Consider the following 17,373-nt stretch of genomic DNA (forward strand, 5'->3'; position numbering starts at 1 on the left):
GCAGTCCGATCCGGTGCAGCTGCGGCGCGAGGGTGGTGGAGGGGTCGATGACTCAGGGGGCCGGTCAAGGACCCGTCTTGCGGATGGCGACACCGCACGACTTTCGCGTGCCGGAGTACGCGGCCGGCATCGGTCCCGCCGACGAAGGGCCCGCCGACGGCCGGCCGGGAGACGCCGTGGGCGTGCTCACCGAACAGCCCGCCTCGGAGGCACAGGCCGAGGCGGACCGAGCTAGAACGTATGCCGGGGGCGTGCAGCCCGCCGACATGACACTCGCGCACCCCGTGGCGCCCGCTTCTACGGAGTTCGCGCCGCTCCCGCAGGAGTCCTCGCACCTCGCGCCCGCCACGCCGGAGACGGCCCTTCCGGCGCCCGCCCAGATCGTCATCCCGGGCCCCGCCCTCGCCGCGAGCACCCGCCCGGGCGCCGGCGCACCGGACCTCGCCGACCACGCCCCCGTGCCGCCGGCCGCCGCCGGATCCGCCGATGCGCCCGGATCCACCGACGCACCCGAGCCGCTCGCGGACCCCGACGGCTACACCCCCACGCAGCGCGACCTGCCGGTCGTCAACCGCGGTGACACGCTCCAGATGCCGGCCGTCACGGCCACCGACCCCGCGCCGGAGCAGGACCACCCCGACGGCCTCGGCCCGCTGTTCGTCGTCGGCGACGTGCACGGCTACCTCGACGAACTCCTCGAGGCGCTGACCGCCCAGGGCATCGTCGACGCCGAGGGGAACTGGATCGCCGGGAACACCCGCCTGTGGTTCCTCGGCGACTTCACCGACCGCGGGCCCGACGGCATCGGGGTCATCGACACCGTCATGCGGCTGTCCGCAGAGGCCGCCGCCGCGGGCGGCTACTGCAAGGCGCTGATGGGCAATCACGAGCTGCTGCTGCTGGGCGCGAAGCGGTTCGGGGACACCCCCGTGAACTCGGGCGCGGGCACCGCCACCTTCCAGGCGGCCTGGCTGCTGAACGGCGGCCAGAAGACCGACATGGACCGGCTGGAGGACCACCACCTCCAGTGGATGTCCCGGCTCGACGCGATGGAGGAGGAGGACGGCCACCTGCTGGTGCACTCCGACACCACCTCCTACCTCGACTACGGCGACTCCATCGAGGCCGTGAACGACACCATCCGCGAGGCCCTCACCCGCAACGACCCCAACGAGTGCTGGGAACTCTTCCGGAAGTTCACCAAGCGCTTCGCCTTCCGCGACGACAACGGCCCGAGCGCCGTCCGCGAGCTGCTGAGCACCTACGGCGGCACCCGGATCGTGCACGGCCACAGCCCCATCCCGTACCTGCTGGGCGAGGTCGGCTCCGAGGACGGCGAGGAGGCCGAAGGACAGGGCGTCGAGGGACCGCACGTCTACGCGGAGGGCCTGGCCATCGCCATGGACGGCGGAGTGACCATGGCCGGAAAGCTGCTGGTCTGCCCGCTTCCCCTACACGCCTGACCGGCCGCTCGTCTGTTCGACCCTCCTCCTATACCGGATCGCCCTGGCCAGTAGGGCAATTTTCGGAAACCCCCTGTCACCGCGTGCCGTGACCGCTCTACCATGTGTTCCTCCATAGCAGGGTCCCCTCCGTTTCTGCCCGCGGCCCGCGTCCCAGCAGGCCCCACGCCCTATGGAGCATCGGGGGAAGCACATGAACAGCGCTCCACACCTGCTCACCGAGGACCGCCGGGAGTACGAGCGGATCCTCGACGAAGCGCTGCGCGCCCAACGCCAGGACCTCACCATGGCCGGCGGAGCGCTCACCGCCGGGCAGCTCCGCACCATGGCACTCGACGCGACGGCCCTCATAACGGCCGCGGCCGCCGTGGAGTACCAGCACTACGTAAGAGCCCGCAGCGAGTTGCGCGCCCCGGCGCGCGCCACCCGGGCGCCCCGTCCGGCAGGTGTGCGCCGCGGCGCGGGCCAGGACAGAGGCGCGTTGGGCGACTTCACACGCGCCGGAGCCGAGCCCGGCGAACCCGCCAGCGCGGGCCTGACCGCGGTCCTCGCGGTGCTCGCGCCGCTGCTGGCCGGAGCCGCGGCGCTGATCTTCCTGCTGGTCGGCTACGCGCTGAAGCTGGTGGGCCCCGAACCCGCGTTCGCGCAGACGCTGCGCACGACAGGGTGGGTGTTCGCCGCGATCACCGCGGCGGCCATCTCCTTCGCCACGGCCGGCCTGCTGCTGACCGCGCTGCGCAACGGCTCGACGTCCCTGCGCGCGGCGGACCGCGACCAGCTCGACGAGAACGTGCGCCGCACCCGCGAGGCCTGGCACCGGGCCCTGCTGGAACGCGGCATCCGCCCCTTCCTCCAGGAGGCCTTGCAGGAACGGCGCCCCGCGGTGGCCGGCGAGGCGGAGCACGCGGCGGTGGAGCACACAGGCCGCATGCCCCACCTCGGCTACCACCGCCCCGGCTTCAGCAGCCCCGAGAGCGGCACCACCGCCGCCCGCCCCCGCTACAGCAGCCCCGATTTCACCAGCCCCGACTACGGGGGGCCGGAGCACCAGCCGGAGTGAGACGGGGACCGGCGGCGCGGTCGGGCCCCTGCCCGAGCGCGGCGCTCACGTGTGGACAGAGCCCCTGGTCGGGCACGGACAGAGCTCCTGGTCGGGTGCGGGCAGCACCCCTGGTCGGGTGCGAGCAGAACCCCTGGTCACGTACGAACAGAACCGCTGCTCAGGTGCAGACGGACTCCCTGCTCAGGTACGGACGGACTCCGTGCTCAGGCCTGGATGAACGCCATCAGGTCGGTGTTGAACCTGTCCGCGAACGGCGGCACCATCGTCAGACCGTGCGGAGCGCCCGGGTAGACCTTGTAGTCGACGTCCTTGACGATCCCCGAGGACTTGTTGCCCGCGGCCACGATCGGCACGATCTGGTCGTCGTCGCCGTGCACGATCAACGTGGGCATGTCGAAGTCCCTCAGGTCCTCTGTGAGGTCGGTCTCCGAGAAGGCCTTCACGCAGTCGTACGCGCTCTTCATGCCCACCTCCATGGACCACCGCCAGAACGCGTCGCGGATGCCCTGGGAGACGTGCGAACCGGAGCGGTTGGCGCCGAAGAAGTTGGCGCTCAGGTCCTCGTAGAACTGCGAGCGGTCCGTCAGGATGCCGTTGCGGATGTCGTCGAAGACATCTATCGGCAGCCCGTCCGGGTTGTCGTCCGTCTTCAGCATCAGCGGGGGGATGGCGCTGAGGAGGACGGTCTTGGCGACCCGGTCGCTCCCGTGGCGCCCGATGTAGCGCGTCACCTCGCCGCCGCCCGTGGAGTGCCCGACGAGGATGACATCGTGCAGGTCGAGCGCCTCGATGAGCTGTGCCAGGTCGTCGGCGTAGGTGTCCAGGTCGTTGCCCTCCCACGTCTGGCTCGAACGCCCGCCGCCGCGGCGGTCGTGCGCGATGGCGCGGTATCCGTTCTCCGCGACCATCATGAGTTGCGGATCCCAGGCGTCGCCGTTCAGCGGCCAGCCGTGGCTGAACACGACCGGCTGGCCGGATCCCCACTCCTTGTAGAAGATCTGCGTACCGTCCTTGGTCGCGACGAAAGGCATGGTGCGGTTCCTTTCGGTGATGTCTCGTGATGTCCCGGTGATGTTTCTCGTGATGTTTCTCGCGATGCTCCGGTGAGGTCCCGGTGAGGTGTGCCGCGGACCGCCGGCGAGCACTCTCCGCGCACGGGCCCAGCGACACGTACGATCACAAAGATGCACATCTGCGCCTTTTTCCCGGCTGACCTCTAATCCGGACCTGAAACACCGAACCCCGATGCAGAATGCCGGCTCGGGACTTCCGGCTCGGAACTTGTGGAGCGCCTCCGCGCGGTGTTAGTCCAAGGGCATGGCCGTCCTCGGAACCGGGATGCGTGCGGGCATCGTCGCCGGTGTGCTCAGCGGCGTGCCCTCGACGGTGCACGCTCTGGCCACGCGGCGTGATCCGCTGGAAGCGACCCGCGCGGCCGGATCGCTCTTGCTGCCGGATGAGGTCCGCTCGGTGCGGCTGCTCGCCGCCGCGGTCCCCGTCCACTTCGGGATCAGCGTCGGCTGGGGCGTGGCGCTCGCGGCCGTGCTGCCGCGACGGGCGACCACCGCGTGGGGCGCGCTCGCCGGCCTCGCCATCGCCGGGCTCGACCTCGGCGTGCCGGGCAGGCGTACCGCCCGGGTCCGCGAGCTGCCGCGGTGGCCGCAGGTGGCGGACCATCTCGCCTACGGCGTGATCGCCGCCGCGTGGGTGGCCGCCTCCCGCCACCGAACGCAGGGTGCTCGATAAGGCCCTCCGCTCACGCAGGCAGTCTGCGTCCTCCACCATCAGCGGAGGGCGCCTTGGGTATCCGGACGGGTCCGCCCGTTGGCATCGCGCTCACGTTGATGCTTCCGCCGAGCGAGCCGTCGACGCCGGGCAAGTTGTCGACACCAAGCGGGCTTTCGGCGGCTCCAGGTGAACGTGCGGGCAAGGTGTCCCACGCCCGTTGCCGTGGCCGGGTGGCCAAAGGTGGTATTCGGATCACCCATACAGCCCCAGACATGTGATCTTCATCTTTTTCGGGCGATACCGGCGCATAGCTTGGCCACAGCCGGCGCCGGTTCGGCATCACGTGCACTTCAGGAGGTCTTCGTGTCAGATATCGCGGTACAGGGAACACCGGAACGGGGGCCACCGGGCGACGTCACGGCGGTGAGCGCAGATGGGGGAGGGTCGTGCGGGCCTGGGTGGGATCGGCGGTACTCGCCGGCCTGGCGGTCCCGCTCGCCGTGGCATCGCCCGCCACCGCGCAAGGCAAGCCTGCGCACGACGACCCTGCCCGCGCCTACGTCGCCAACGTGGACACCGACACCGTGTCGGTGATCGACACCAGGACCAACACCGTCACCACCACCATCACCGGCGTCAACGCGCCCGCCGGTCTCGCCATCACCCCGCGAAGCGCCGCCGCACCGAGGAAGCCGAAGAGCGCGACTTCGTCCTGAACGACCGCAGGCAGTCGATCCTGCGACCGAGGGACGGACGCCACGGTGACCTCGCCGGTACACCGGCGGATCCCGGCGACGTTCGCACCGGCTGCGGCGCCACCGCCGTGGGAGCGTTCGGCCTCGACGTTCGCCGGCAGAGCGCTGGTCCGGGACCCCGAGGGATCCCGGACCGACGCTCGCATGGACCTGGACCTGGACCTGGATCTGGACCTGCGCCTGTACTTGGACCTGGTCCGCCAACGCAGGTGCACGCCCCACCGACCACTGCGACACGGCCACCTCCCGTCGCTCAAGCACACGCTTCAGCAGCTTCTCAAGCAGTTCCCGGCGGAATATCTGCTCTGCGATGAGACAGATGGGGAAGGGGAAGGAAATGACGGCTGAGTTATCACGGCACCATACGGCTGACGGGGAAGGTGTTGATGCAGCCGGGTCGTGGAAGGAGGTCCTGCGCGGGCGACGCGGACGGCTCATAGCAGGACTACTGGCGCTTGAACTGGCCGCAGCGATACAGGGTTTGGCTGTCTCCACCCTTCTTCCGGTGATCACCAAGGATCTTGGTGGAGATCACTACTTCGGTTGGGCCGCAGGGGCCGGCACTCTCGCGACACTGACGATGATTCCTCTCGGCGCTGCTCTCGCCGAGCGCATCGGACGCCGCTGGCTGCTCACTCTCGGATTGGTCGTCTACTGCCTCGGCGCACTCGTATCCGTTACGGCACCCGTGCTCGTGTTCTTCATCGTCGGACGAATACTTCAAGGGGCAGCCGGCGGGACGCTGGCAACCTTGAGTCTTGGAGCGGTGGCCCGGACTGTGCCCGAGCACCTCCGCAGCCGCGTCTACGGGATGATCGCGGCCATGTGGATCGTGCCTGCGCTCGTAGGCCCGCCGTACGCGGCCTTCGTCGAAAGCCTTCTCGGATGGCGTTGGACACTGCTGTTGCTTGTTCCCCTCCTGCTGGCGGGACGGCTCTCGTGGCAGGCCAGACGGGGATGTTCACCAGCGGCGACATCAGGCGCTCGCCGACCCCGGGCGGCGGAGTCCTCCTCTTGGTCTCCAGCGTCCTGGCAATCTTGGTCGGTACAAGCATCGGGTCCATACCCGCCGTTGCACTCGCCGTCGCTGGGCTGCTGGTCGTCGGGTACGCCCTCGCACGGCTCCTGCCTTCCGACGTTGCTCCTGCTTCACGGACGGCGACCATTGGGATGCTGCTGCTGGCCTTCACTTTCTTTGGCGCCGAGGGGACGCTGTCGCTCACCGTCACCCGTGGCCTGGGTGCGGCGCTCACTCAGGCGGGTGTTGCACTCACCGCTGGCACGGTGTGCTGGGCGATCGGCAGCCTCGTACAGCCCGGCCTTTGCGAACGCCTGCGCATATCCGCCGCCACCCTCTCCGTAGCCGGGGCTGTTGTGCTCCTTCTCGCCAGTGCGAGCGTCGTTACCATTCTGGTCGCACGACCTGCACCAACAGTCGCTGCACTGTTCACGGATGCCACATGGGCGGTGGCCGGCCTGGGAACGGGCACGGCCTACCCCACCCTGATGACCACCGCCACTGCGAAAGCTGACGGCTCCCATGCGGAACGCCTGTCGGCCGGCATTGTGTTGGCCGAAGCCACAGGTGGCAGCCTGGGCCCCGATGTCATCGGCGGCTTGTACTCCCTCGGGCTGCGCTGGTCGCTACCGCCCCACTCAGCGTTGCTCCTCAGTTTTGGAGCCACCACCATCGGCGGCCTCTTGCTCTTGGTGACCACTGCACGAGCCCTTCGCGTACGAAGTTGAAGCCACGGCTGCCTGGTAGGACTCAGCCGCAAAACACGTCGGCCCGGGACCCCGAGGAGTCCCGGACCGACGCTTGCTTGCCTGGGCCTGTACCTGGACCTAGTCCGCCAACGGCAGGTAGACCCGGTTCCCCGCCGCCGCGAACTCCCGTGACTTCTGGAGCATCCCGGCCTCGATCTCCTCCTCCGTCGCGCCCTCAGCCGCCTCGCCGCCGAAGCGCTCTGTGATGCTTCGACTAATCTTCATCGAGCAGAACTTCGGCCCGCACATCGAGCAGAAGTGCGCCGTCTTGGCCGGCTCGGCCGGGAGTGTCTCGTCGTGGAACTCCCTGGCCGTGTCGGGGTCGAGGGCCAGGTTGAACTGGTCCTCCCAGCGGAACTCGAAGCGGGCGTCGGAGAGGGCGTCGTCCCAGTCCTGGGCGCCGGGGTGGCCCTTGGCCACGTCCGCCGCGTGGGCCGCGATCTTGTAGGTGATGACTCCGGTCTTGACGTCGTCGCGGTTGGGCAGGCCCAGGTGCTCCTTCGGGGTGACGTAGCAGAGCATCGCCGTGCCCCACCAGCCGATCATCGCGGCGCCGATGCCCGAGGTGATGTGGTCGTAGGCGGGCGCGATGTCGGTGGTCAGCGGGCCGAGCGTGTAGAACGGGGCCTCCTCGCAGATCTCCTGCTGGAGGTCGATGTTCTCCTTGATCTTGTGCATCGGGACGTGCCCGGGGCCCTCGATCATCGTCTGCACGTCGTGCCGCTTGGCGATCCTGTTGAGCTCGCCGAGGGTCTCCAACTCGGCGAACTGCGCGCGGTCGTTGGCGTCGGCGATGGAGCCGGGGCGCAGGCCGTCGCCCAGCGAGTACGTCACGTCGTAGGCCGCGAGGATCTCGCAGAGCTCCTCGAAGTTCTCGTAGAGGAAGCTCTCCTGGTGGTGTGCCAGGCACCACGCGGCCATGATGGAGCCGCCCCGCGAGACGATGCCGGTCTTGCGGTTCGCGGTCAGCGGCACGTACGGCAGGCGTACGCCGGCGTGCACCGTCATGTAGTCCACGCCCTGCTCGGCCTGCTCGATGACGGTGTCCTTGTAGATCTCCCAGGTCAGCTCCTCCGCCTTGCCGTCGACCTTCTCCAGCGCCTGGTAGAGCGGGACGGTGCCGATGGGGACGGGGGAGTTGCGCAGCACCCACTCGCGGGTGGTGTGGATGTTGCGGCCGGTGGAGAGGTCCATGACCGTGTCGGCGCCCCAGCGGGTCGCCCAGGTCATCTTCTCCACCTCCTCCTCGATCGAGGAGGTCACAGCGGAGTTGCCGATGTTGGCGTTGACCTTCACCAGGAACCGCTTGCCGATGATCATCGGCTCGATCTCTGGGTGGTTGATGTTCGCGGGGAGCACCGCGCGGCCCGCCGCGATCTCCTCGCGCACCACCTCGGGGCTCATGTTCTCCCGGACGGCCACGTACTCCATCTCGGGTGTGATCTCGCCCCGGCGCGCGTACGCGAGTTGGGTGACCGCGAAGCCCGGGCGGCCCCGGAGCGGCCTGCGCGGCCGGCCCGGGAAGACCGCGTCGAGATTGCGCAGGCCGCCCCGCGGGGTGGTGTGCTTGATCCCGTCGTCCTCGGGGCGGACCGGACGGCCCGTGTACTCCTCGGTGTCGCCGCGCGCCGTGATCCAGTTCTCCCTCAGCGGGGACAGACCGCGGCGGACGTCGGTTCGGACGGCCGGATCGGTGTACGGGCCCGAGGTGTCGTACAGCGTGACGGACTTTCCGTTGGTGAGGTGCACCACACGGACCGGTACACGCAGGTCGGGGTGCGAGGACCCCTCTGGACCCGGCAGATACGCCTTGTGCCAGCCGTTGGACTCCCCGGTCCGCCCGTTCTGTCCGGCCTGTCCGGCTTCTCCGTTGGAAGACGTGACAGGCGGGGCAGGCGTGTCGGACCCGGTCGGGGCGGTGGCAGGCGTGTGTGCATCCTGATTGGTCATACGACCTACTCCCTACGCCGGCATTACCCGGTAACAGGTTCGGCGGTCGACGCAGCCACTCCTGACGACGGAACGTGGGCCCCTGAGCGCGTACGTCGTACGCGCAGGGCACACGTGTTCCGCGTGTGAGATTCAGCGCCCTCTCAGCCCGGTGCTCCGAGCTCCCGCGTGTGCAAATGTGCATCCACGCTAGCGTCATACCGGGCACGCTGAACAGAGGGCCCACGTCCAAGAGCGAGTACTCGCGTTGATCGATCGGTGACCAGCATGCAGCCGCCTCCTCCGCCGCCACCCGGCCGGAACCCCCGTCCGGGCCCCGGCGGCCGTCCCGGCCCGGGACCAGAATCCGCAGGTCGGGGCCGTGGCCGCAACAGGCCCGACGGACCCGATGGGCACGACCGGTATGACGCGAACGAGGAGTACGACGGGTACGGCGGCTACGGCGGCTATGACGACGGGAACCGGCACGAACGTCAGTACGGACGCGGCCCGTACGACCAGAACACCCCATACGACCCGTACGGCACAGGCACCGCACAGACCCCGAACACCCCATACGACTCGGGCACCTCGCGAGCCCCGAACGCCCCGTACGACACGGGATCCACACGCGTCCCGAACGGTCCGTACGGCACCCGACCCCCACGTGTCCCGAACGACCCCTACGGCACCGGGCCCACACACATTCCGGACCCTTCGCGCACCGAGGGCGCCCCGCGTGCCCAGAGGGGTCGGGGCGCCCAGAACGCGCCGCACGGCGCAGGTGCCCCCCGCAGCCGCCCGGCGGAGGCCCACGATCGCCCCTGGGACGCGGGCCGGGGCCACGAGCCGGACGGCCACGGCCCCACCGGCAACCATCCCGCGGACGCCCACGGGCACGGGCACACGCACTCCCACGGGCCCGCCGCGCCCGTCTCGCGTCACCTGCGCAAGGTCATCGGGGCCATCCTGATCCCCTTCGCCATCGCGGTCGTGGTCGGCATCGTGGCGCTCTGGCCGGGGGGCGCGCCGCCGCACAAGCGGACCGGCGTCGGCTTCGACCGGCAGAGCCAGCAGGCGGTCGTGGCCCGCATCGACAAGGTGAGCTGCGCATCCGTGAACGCTTCGGCGGAGGCGCCCACGGGGGACACCTCGACCGCCGAGGGCAGCTCCGCCCAGCAGGAGAAGCACGGGACCTGCGGGAAGGCGACCGTCCGGATCACCACCGGCAAGGACACCGGCCGCACCTTCACCGAGATCGTCCAGCCCGACGCGCCGCGCCAGCTCCACCAGGGGCAGAAGGTGGTGGTGGCCTATGCGCCGGACGCGCCCAAGGAACTCCAGTACTCGGTGACCGACGTGAACCGGAAGCTCCCGATGGCGCTGCTCGCCGGGATCTTCGCCCTGGCGGTGATCGTGGTGGGCCGGCTGCGTGGCGTCACGGCTCTGGTGGCGCTGGCGGTCAGCTTCCTGGTGCTGAACCAGTTCGTCCTGCCGGCCGTCCTGCAAGGGGCGAATCCGCTGCTGGTGGCGGTGGTCGGGGCGAGCGCGATCATGCTGATCGCGCTCTACATGTGCCACGGGCTGACCGCGCGCACCTCCGTCGCCGTGCTGGGCACGCTGGTGTCGCTGCTGCTCATCGGGGTGCTCGGCTCCCTCTTCATCGGGTGGTCGGCGCTGACGGGCAACACCGACGACAACACCGGGCTGATCCACGGCCTGTATCCGTCGATCGACATGAGCGGTCTGCTGCTGGCCGGCGTGATCATCGGCTCGCTGGGCGTGCTCGACGATGTGACGGTGACGCAGACCTCCGCCGTGTGGGAACTGCACCAGGCCGATCCCTCGATGGGCTGGCGGGCGCTGTACCGGGCGGGCATCAGGATCGGGCGCGACCACATCGCCTCGGTCGTCAACACGCTCGTGCTGGCCTACGCGGGCGCGGCCCTGCCGCTCATGCTGCTCTTCTCGATCGCGAAGAGCGGGGTCGTGCAGGTCGCCAACAGCGAGCTGGTCGCCGAGGAGATCGTCCGGACGCTGGTGGGCTCGATCGGTCTGGTGGCCTCGGTGCCGGTGACGACGATCCTCGCCGCGCTCGTCGTCTCCGCGGACCGGCCCGAGCCCTCCCTGGAGGGGGCCGTCGACGGGGACGGAGCCGGGGTGACCGCCAAGCGGCTGCCGGGGCCTGGGGCGCCCGCGGGCTCCGCTCCGGTACCGGTACCGGTACCGGAAGGCGACGGTCCTTCCGCACGCGGCGGTGGCCAGCGTGGCGGACGGGGGCACCGGCGCAGGCACTAGCCGCAGGCGCGCGGCTCCTGTCGCACCACCCTGAGTCGTTGGCTCACCACCCAGGGCCGCCGGCTCACCACGCGGGACACCCAGGGCGCCCGGATCGTCGCCCAGGGCTTGCGGCTCGTCGTCCCGAACCCCCGGGGTATCGCCGTGCGGCCTCGGGGTATCGCCGTGCGGTCTCGGGGCATCGCCGAGAGTTCTGCCCTCACCAGCCCCGGTGCGACGACTTGTCCGACATGAACTTGCGGACCACGAACATGAGCGCACCCACGATCGCGACGAAGATGAGCACCTTGAAGAGCAGCCCTATGAGGAACGAGAGGATGCCGACGATCAGCCCGCCGAACACGACGAGGGCGATGACCGGCACCACGACCCACTTGAGCCACCAGGGCATGCCTGCGAAGACTCCACGCTCTGCCATCGTCCTTACCGTCCTTCACCTCTCGGCCGGCCCGGAGCCGCTCTACTGCGGGAACCGCCCGGCCCGGTGCTCGCGCACCGATCTCGTCTCGTGCTATCGATGCTAAGCGGACGGGAGGAGTAACGGGACGCCTGACGGCCCTTGTCCTTCCCTGACCCGTCCCCTAGGGAATCCCGGGGGAACGCCTGGGGACGGCTGGGGCTCCGGGAGGGTCCGCGAGCGCTCCTCGGGGAGGCCCGGGAGGAGTCCGCAGCGGGGCGTCACCGCAGGGGGTCCGCGGGATTCGGGTGGAGTCCGCGCCGGGTACGGCACGCACCGCGAACCGGCGGGTCAGCCACGCTCCGGCGCCCAAACCGGCAGCTCGGCCCGGCTCCGGCGGCCAGACCAGCAGGTCAGCCCCGCTCCGGCGGCTGAGCCGACAGGTCAGGCACTCTCCCCGCCGACTGAGCCGGCAGGTCAGGCACCCTCCGGCGGCTGAGCCAGTGGTCAGGCACTCTCCGGCGGGGAGAAGACCACCAGCACCCGCAGGTCCTCGCTGATGTGGTGGAACTTGTGCGGCACCCCGGCCGGGACGTAGACCACACTGCCGCGCGCGACGTGCGTGGTCTCCGCGCCGACGGTGAGGGCGCCGCGGCCGCTCACCACGAAGTAGATCTCGTCCTGCCGGTGCGGCTGCTGGGTGTCCAGGGCCCCGGCATCGAGGGCGTAGAGCCCGGCCGACATGGTCCGCGAGCGCAGGAACTGAAGGTACGCCCCGTTGTTCGCGGCGCGCTCCGCGTCCAGCTCGTCCAGTCGGAATTCCCGCATCGCCCCGTCTGCCCCTTGTCCGCCGTCGGCCGCGTCCGAGCGCCCTCGCGCCCGTGGCCCTGCTCACGTCACGATCAGTCCCAGGTGGTCTGCCGCGTCTGCCACGATCAGACACATGAAGAATTTCCTAGTCAAGACGATCGCCAACGCGGCGGCACTGGCCGTGGCGGTGTGGGTGCTGGACAAGATAACCCTCACCGGTGCCGGGGTAGGCGAGAAGACGCTGACCCTGGTCATCGTCGCGTTGATCTTCGGCCTGGTGAACGTCCTGGTCAAGCCGATCGTGAAGCTGCTCACGTTCCCGTTGTTCATACTCACCCTGGGCTTGATCACCCTGGTGGTCAACGCCCTGATGCTGCTCCTGACGTCGTGGGTCGCCGGCACGCTGGACGTCGACTTCCACGTGGAGGGCTTCTGGACCGCGGTCCTGGGCGGCCTGATCATCTCCGTCGTCGCCTGGGCCCTGCACCTCGTCCTGCCCGACGAGGACTGAGAGCGAGCGATGACGACATCGGAAAACACCCCCCGGCCGTACCGGGTGTGCTTCGTGTGCAGCGGCAACATCTGCCGGTCGCCCATGGCCGAAACCGTCTTCCGCGCGCGCGTCGACGAGGCGGGACTCAGCGATCTTGTAGAGGTGGACAGCGCCGGCACCGGCGGCTGGCACGAGGGGGACGGCGCGGACCCGCGCACCGTGTCCGTGCTGGCGGACGCCGGTTATGAGAGCGATCACACGGCGCGGCAGTTCCAGGAGTCGTGGTTCGCCGGGCTCGACCTGGTGATCGCCCTGGACTCCGAACACCTCCAGGACCTGCGCGAGCTGGCGCCCGCCGAGGCCGACGCCCAGAAGGTGCGCCTGTTGCGCTCGTACGACCCCGCCGCCGGCGACGACCTGGACGTGCCCGACCCGTACTACGGCGGCGTCGAGGGTTTCGACGACTGCCTGGAGATGGTGGAGGCGGCCTGCGAGGGCCTGCTCCCCGCCGTCGCCGAAGCGGTGAAGGGCAGGGCGGAATGACGCACGCGCGCGTGGACGACGATCCGGAGCGGGACGGCAGGCCGGACGCCCTGGGCGCCCCGGAGAACGACGGCGGGCCGGACGGTCCGGGACAGCGCACGGGCGACGGCACGCGGCTGGTGCGGGCGGGGCTGCCCGCACCCGAGAAGTACGAGCCCGCCCTCCCCGGCCCGGTGTTCGCCGCCCACTACCACCTGCCGGGCGAGCCCACCGGCCCGTACACGTACGGGCGGGACGAGAACCCCACCTGGACGCGCCTGGAACGGGCCATCGCCGAGTTGGAGGCCCCGGGTGCCCCGGTCGGCCCGAACACCCCGGAGAGGGGCAGCGGGACGGCCTCCGGGGCCCCAGGCATGCGCGCGGACACGACCGCGGGCGAGGGCTCGGGGGAGCCCGCCGACGCGAGCACGAACGAGGACACGGGTACAGACACAGGCACAGGCACAGGTACGCGCACAGGCACAGGCACAGACACCCACGAGGACGTGGGCGCGACCGGAGAGGCGGCCGCGGCCGGGAGGGCGGGCCCGGGCGCCGTCGAGGCCCTGGTGTTCGCGTCCGGGATGGCCGCCACCTCCGCGGTGATCTTCTCGCAGGTGCGCGCGGGCGACGTGGTGGTCCTGCCGGGCGACGGCTACCAGGCGCTGCCCCTGATCGCCGAGCAGCTCACGGCGTACGGCGTGGAGGTGCGCACGGCGCCGACCGGCGGCGACGCCCAGCTCGGCGTGCTGGACGGCGCCCGGCTGCTCTGGCTGGAGACGCCCTCCAACCCGGGCCTCGACGTGTGCAACGTCCGGCGCCTCGCGGCGCAAGCGCACGCGCGCGGGGCGCTGGTCGCCGTCGACAACACCCTCGCCACCCCGCTCGGCCAGCGCCCCCTGGAGCTGGGCGCCGACTTCTCGGTGGCCAGCGGCACCAAGCAGCTCACCGGACACGGCGACGTTCTGCTCGGCTACGTGGCCGGCCGCGACGCCTCCCTGATGGCAGCGGTACGGCGCTGGCGCAAGATCGCCGGGGCCATACCGGGGCCGATGGAGGCGTGGCTCGCGCACCGGTCGCTGCCCACGCTGCACCTCCGTGCGGAGCGGCAGAACGCCAACGCCCTGGCCCTCGCCGAGGCCCTTACCGGGCGCCCTGATGTGACGGGCCTGCGTTACCCCGGGCTGCCGGGAGACCCCGCGCACCGGCTCGCCGCCGCGCAGATGCGGCGCTTCGGGTGCGTGGTGTCGTTCACGCTGCCCACGCGCGCGCGTGCCGAACGGTTCCTGTCGGAACTGCGCCTGGTCGACGACGCGACCAGCTTCGGCGGGGTGCGCTCCACCGCGGAGCGCCGCGGACGCTGGGGCGGCGACGACGTCCCGGAGGGCTTCATCCGCTTCTCCGCCGGCGTCGAGGACACCGTGGACCTGGTGCGGGACGTCCTGCGGGCACTGGACGCGGCGGCGCGCGAGGCCCGTTGACCCATGTGGGCACGGCAGGCCGGTTGGCCGTGCGGCATGGCACGCCGGTTGGTCCGCGCAGTACGGGCAGGCCCGTTGGCTCAGGTCGCACGGCAAGTCCGTCGACCACGCGGCACGGCAGGCGGGACGGCCCACGCGGCACGGCAGGCGGGCCGGCCCGCCTGCCCCTGCACCGGCCCGCCACCAAAGCCCCTCCCCTCGTCCACGCTGACGCGGCAACCCCCATGCAAGGGCCGTCTACCCTTTGGGGAAGCATGGGCCAGAGGAAAGCAGGGGTCTGACGAGCCGTCGGCCCGCCGCCCTGAGCGGCCGCCGGCCCGCCGCCAACGCCAGGAGGGCTCAATGGAGCACGAGGACTCGGTGGGGAACGGGGGCTCGGTCGAAGACCAGCGCCCGGTGGAGCACGACGACGCACCGCGGGCGGCGGGTGCTCCCCTCATTGACACGAGTAAGGCGCACTCCGCGCGCGTCTACAACTACATACTCGGCGGCAAGGACAACTACCCCGTCGACGTGGCCGCCGCGGAGGCCCTGCTCGAGGCCTGGCCCAAGCTCGCCACCAGCATGCGGATCAACCGCGACACCATGCAGCGGATGGCGCGCTGGCTGGCGGCCGAGGCCGGCATCCGCCAGTTCCTCGACATCGGCACCGGCCTGCCGACCGAGCCCAATCTCCACGAGGTGGTGCAGGAGGTGGCCCCGGAGAGCCGTGTCGTCTACGTCGACAACGACCCGATCGTCCTGGCGCACGCCCGCGCACTCCTGACCAGCAGCCCTGAGGGGCGCACCGCCTACATCGACGCCGACATGCGCTCCCCCTGGCAGGTCCTTGAGGCCCCTGAGCTCCGCGAGACGTTGGACCTCGGCCGGCCCATCGGCGTCACCGTCATCGCGATGCTCCAGTTCGTCGAGGACGCGGGGAACCTGGTGCGGCAGCTGACCGCGGCGCTGCCGAAGGGCAGCTACCTGGCGCTGACCACGGCCACCGCCGACATCACCCGGGACGAGGTGACCGCCATGGCGGAGGAGTACACGCGGCGGGACGTGCCGATGTACCTGCGCACCCGCAGCGAGGTCGAAGGGCTCTTCAGCGGCATGGAGATGGTCGATCCCGGCGTGGTGCCCATGAACCGCTGGAAGCCCGAGCCCGGCGTCGAGATCCGGGACGAGGACGTCAACATGTATGCCGGCGTCGGACGGGTCCTCTAGGACAGCGGTGTGCGCTCAGGCCGTACGCGCCGGGGGAGGGTGGGGAGCGGGACCAGGGCCGAGGCCGGCGCACCGGTGCGCGCGCCGGCGGACGTGGCGCCGGAGGGCACTGATGCCGTGGCGGACGCCGGTACGAGCGAGAGCGTGGCCGCGGCGGCCCTGCGGGCCCGGGTGTGGGGCAGCGCCTCGTTCCGCACGCCCGAGGCCACCTCATGGATGCCGCGCCCACCGGCGCGGCGCCGCAGCATCATCGCGTAGGCCCCGAGCGAGCCGACCAGCAGCACGATGAACAGGGTCTCCGCGGGGTGGAAGGCCACCAGGTAGAGCGTGTCCGCAGAGCCCGCACGCCGGGCGCCGTCGAGCACCGAGAACAGTGACGGGTTGTACAGCACGGCCGTGGGAAGCGCGGCACCGGATGCCAGCAGAGGCAGCGTCACCACGCCGAGCACCAGCGCACGCACCGCCAGCCGCCAGGGCGCGGGCCGTGCGCCGTCGGCCGTCACCAGCTTGAGCAGCAGCAGCCGCTTGCCGGGTGTCGATCCGGTCAGCCAGGGAAGCACCACGAACCACAGCGTGAAGACGGCAAGCGGTACGCGCACGATGTTCTCGATGCCGCCGCGACCGCCGTACGCCATGGCCAGCACGCCGAACGCCGTGGCGCACGCGACCCCGAGCAGGTCCACCACCAGCGCGGTGAGCCGCCGGCCGAAGGCGACCGGGCGGCGCGCCAGGACCCGCTCGTCCAGCGCCTCCATCGTGGGCAGCAGGCGGGCAGGCGACCCGGCGAGGAGCCAGCCGACGGCCGCACCACCGGTGTTGGTGAGCAGGTCGTCCACGTCGAAGAGGCGGTACGGGCAGGGGTAGATGCCCCACAGGCCGGTGCCCTGGGTGAGTTCGAAGAAGAGCGAGACGCCGAAGCCGGCCACGACGGCCGCGGCCATGCCGCGCCGGAAGTGGTAGCGCATGAAGATGCCCAGCGGCAGGAGCAGGAGCAGGTTGAAGACCGCTCCGGCGACCGCGGGGTTGTCCAGTACCAGGGCGTTCAACGTGACCTTGTGGTGGGACTCCTTCCAGATGTCGCCGAACGTGTTGCCCGGGATCCACTGGGGGCGGGCGACCGGGGCGAACGCACGGCACATGTCCGCGGTCCGCGCGGGCAGCGGGACGACGGTCATGCAGACGGCGGTGATCGCGTAGTAGAGGAAGCCGCTGAGTGACAGCGCACGCCACTGGGAGAGCACCCCGTGTCTCCGGTAGAGCACGACGGCCGTGGGCAGGAACAGCGCCAGCGCGAGCAACGGGAAGAGTGCGGCGGCCGTCTTGATCGGCAGTACGTACGCGGCTGTCATGCAAGTGACTATACACCAGGTGTATACATCGAGCGTATAGATGGCTGGAGGGCGTGGATCGTGGATCAGGGAGTGCCGAACCGGGGTGTGGCGTCAGGTCAAGAGCCAG

The 17,373-nt window shown here is 70.6% G+C and carries 14 protein-coding genes, 2 pseudogenes and 1 riboswitch; of the genes and pseudogenes, 11 read left to right on the plus strand and 5 right to left on the minus strand.

Annotation, left to right across the window (positions count from 1 at the left end; genetic code table 11):
- Window positions 1–266 precede the first annotated feature (266 nt).
- Both Sm713_RS28000 and Sm713_RS28005 read left to right on the plus strand, forming a co-directional pair.
- Window positions 267–1,463, plus strand: a complete 1,197-nt coding sequence (locus tag Sm713_RS28000) for a metallophosphoesterase (protein WP_374196125.1) — start codon at window positions 267–269, stop codon at window positions 1,461–1,463.
- 193 nt (window positions 1,464–1,656) lie between these two features.
- On the plus strand, window positions 1,657–2,523 hold the full coding sequence (locus Sm713_RS28005) for a hypothetical protein (protein WP_212912810.1): 867 nt from the start codon (window positions 1,657–1,659) through the stop codon (window positions 2,521–2,523).
- Window positions 2,524–2,729: 206 nt separating this feature from the next.
- On the opposite strand, the gene Sm713_RS28010 is transcribed toward Sm713_RS28005, so the two are convergent.
- Entirely contained in the window at window positions 2,730–3,557 is an 828-nt protein-coding gene (locus Sm713_RS28010; protein WP_212912811.1) for an alpha/beta fold hydrolase, read from the minus strand.
- A 286-nt stretch (window positions 3,558–3,843) separates the two neighbouring features.
- On the opposite strand from Sm713_RS28010, the gene Sm713_RS28015 reads away from it, so the two are divergent.
- The 4 genes and pseudogenes from Sm713_RS28015 to Sm713_RS40765 all read left to right on the plus strand — a co-directional run bounded on the left by Sm713_RS28015 (window position 3,844) and on the right by Sm713_RS40765 (window position 6,755).
- On the plus strand, window positions 3,844–4,272 hold the full coding sequence (locus tag Sm713_RS28015) for a hypothetical protein (protein ID WP_212912812.1): 429 nt from the start codon (window positions 3,844–3,846) through the stop codon (window positions 4,270–4,272).
- A 428-nt stretch (window positions 4,273–4,700) separates the two neighbouring features.
- Window positions 4,701–4,970: a hypothetical protein gene (locus Sm713_RS28020; protein ID WP_249416742.1), complete on the plus strand. Its 270-nt coding sequence runs from the start codon at window positions 4,701–4,703 to the stop codon at window positions 4,968–4,970.
- A gap of 376 nt (window positions 4,971–5,346) precedes the next feature.
- Window positions 5,347–6,045 (plus strand): annotated as a pseudogene (locus Sm713_RS41765) (MFS transporter); the annotation flags it as partial.
- Window positions 6,046–6,179: 134 nt separating this feature from the next.
- A complete protein-coding gene (locus Sm713_RS40765) occupies window positions 6,180–6,755 on the plus strand; it encodes a hypothetical protein (protein WP_249416743.1) in 576 nt (191 codons plus the stop codon).
- A gap of 99 nt (window positions 6,756–6,854) precedes the next feature.
- Here Sm713_RS40765 and thiC read toward each other — a convergent pair whose 3' ends face one another.
- Window positions 6,855–8,726 carry a phosphomethylpyrimidine synthase ThiC gene (gene thiC, locus Sm713_RS28030; RefSeq protein ID WP_212912814.1) on the minus strand — a complete coding sequence of 624 codons (1,872 nt, stop codon included), beginning with the start codon at window positions 8,724–8,726 and terminating at the stop codon, window positions 6,855–6,857.
- Window positions 8,719–8,904: riboswitch (TPP riboswitch) on the minus strand. Its footprint overlaps the gene before it by 8 nt.
- 506 nt (window positions 8,905–9,410) lie before the next feature.
- On the opposite strand from thiC, the gene Sm713_RS28035 reads away from it, so the two are divergent.
- Window positions 9,411–11,003, plus strand: a complete 1,593-nt coding sequence (locus Sm713_RS28035; RefSeq protein ID WP_249417013.1) for a YibE/F family protein — start codon at window positions 9,411–9,413, stop codon at window positions 11,001–11,003.
- 199 nt (window positions 11,004–11,202) lie between these two features.
- Here the strand turns inward: Sm713_RS28035 and Sm713_RS28040 are convergent, their stop codons facing one another.
- The gene (locus tag Sm713_RS28040; RefSeq protein WP_212912815.1) at window positions 11,203–11,421 is read right to left on the minus strand and encodes a DUF5326 family protein; all 219 of its coding nucleotides are present in this window, start codon (window positions 11,419–11,421) and stop codon (window positions 11,203–11,205) included.
- A 486-nt stretch (window positions 11,422–11,907) separates the two neighbouring features.
- On the minus strand, window positions 11,908–12,228 hold the full coding sequence (locus tag Sm713_RS28045; protein ID WP_212912816.1) for a cupin domain-containing protein: 321 nt from the start codon (window positions 12,226–12,228) through the stop codon (window positions 11,908–11,910).
- Window positions 12,229–12,343: 115 nt separating this feature from the next.
- Here Sm713_RS28045 and Sm713_RS28050 point away from each other — a divergent pair, with 115 nt between their 5' ends.
- The 4 genes and pseudogenes from Sm713_RS28050 (at window position 12,344) to Sm713_RS28065 (ending at window position 15,915) form a co-directional block, all read left to right on the plus strand.
- The gene (locus tag Sm713_RS28050) at window positions 12,344–12,721 is read left to right on the plus strand and encodes a phage holin family protein (protein ID WP_212912817.1); all 378 of its coding nucleotides are present in this window, start codon (window positions 12,344–12,346) and stop codon (window positions 12,719–12,721) included.
- A gap of 9 nt (window positions 12,722–12,730) precedes the next feature.
- The gene (locus tag Sm713_RS28055) at window positions 12,731–13,246 is read left to right on the plus strand and encodes a low molecular weight protein-tyrosine-phosphatase (RefSeq protein ID WP_212912818.1); all 516 of its coding nucleotides are present in this window, start codon (window positions 12,731–12,733) and stop codon (window positions 13,244–13,246) included.
- A gap of 101 nt (window positions 13,247–13,347) precedes the next feature.
- A pseudogene (locus tag Sm713_RS28060) lies at window positions 13,348–14,706 on the plus strand (cystathionine gamma-lyase); the annotation flags it as partial.
- A gap of 342 nt (window positions 14,707–15,048) precedes the next feature.
- The gene (locus tag Sm713_RS28065) at window positions 15,049–15,915 is read left to right on the plus strand and encodes an SAM-dependent methyltransferase (protein WP_212912819.1); all 867 of its coding nucleotides are present in this window, start codon (window positions 15,049–15,051) and stop codon (window positions 15,913–15,915) included.
- On the opposite strand, the gene Sm713_RS28070 is transcribed toward Sm713_RS28065, so the two are convergent.
- On the minus strand, window positions 15,912–17,264 hold the full coding sequence (locus Sm713_RS28070; RefSeq protein WP_249416744.1) for a VanZ family protein: 1,353 nt from the start codon (window positions 17,262–17,264) through the stop codon (window positions 15,912–15,914). The two genes, Sm713_RS28065 and Sm713_RS28070, sit on opposite strands and share 4 nt — an antisense overlap.
- Between the last annotated feature and the right edge of the window lie 109 nt (window positions 17,265–17,373).

The organism is Streptomyces sp. TS71-3 (genome assembly GCF_018327685.1).
GTDB lineage: Bacteria > Actinomycetota > Actinomycetes > Streptomycetales > Streptomycetaceae > Streptomyces.

Bases quoted from the DNA above. Each gene is read 5' to 3' on its own strand.
- Sm713_RS28045 (WP_212912816.1), bottom strand. From the start codon at position 12,228: ATGCGGGAATTCCGACTGGACGAGCTGGACGCGGAGCGCGCCGCGAAC.
- thiC (WP_212912814.1), bottom strand. From the start codon at position 8,726: ATGACCAATCAGGATGCACACACGCCTGCCACCGCCCCGACCGGGTCC.
- Sm713_RS28065 (WP_212912819.1), top strand. From the start codon at position 15,049: ATGGAGCACGAGGACTCGGTGGGGAACGGGGGCTCGGTCGAAGACCAG.
- Sm713_RS28005 (WP_212912810.1), top strand. From the start codon at position 1,657: ATGAACAGCGCTCCACACCTGCTCACCGAGGACCGCCGGGAGTACGAG.
- Sm713_RS28010 (WP_212912811.1), bottom strand. From the start codon at position 3,557: ATGCCTTTCGTCGCGACCAAGGACGGTACGCAGATCTTCTACAAGGAG.
- Sm713_RS40765 (WP_249416743.1), top strand. From the start codon at position 6,180: ATGCTGCTGCTGGCCTTCACTTTCTTTGGCGCCGAGGGGACGCTGTCG.
- Sm713_RS28040 (WP_212912815.1), bottom strand. From the start codon at position 11,421: ATGGCAGAGCGTGGAGTCTTCGCAGGCATGCCCTGGTGGCTCAAGTGG.
- Sm713_RS28000 (WP_374196125.1), top strand. From the start codon at position 267: ATGACACTCGCGCACCCCGTGGCGCCCGCTTCTACGGAGTTCGCGCCG.
- Sm713_RS28055 (WP_212912818.1), top strand. From the start codon at position 12,731: ATGACGACATCGGAAAACACCCCCCGGCCGTACCGGGTGTGCTTCGTG.
- Sm713_RS28070 (WP_249416744.1), bottom strand. From the start codon at position 17,264: ATGACAGCCGCGTACGTACTGCCGATCAAGACGGCCGCCGCACTCTTC.
- Sm713_RS28050 (WP_212912817.1), top strand. From the start codon at position 12,344: ATGAAGAATTTCCTAGTCAAGACGATCGCCAACGCGGCGGCACTGGCC.
- Sm713_RS28015 (WP_212912812.1), top strand. From the start codon at position 3,844: ATGGCCGTCCTCGGAACCGGGATGCGTGCGGGCATCGTCGCCGGTGTG.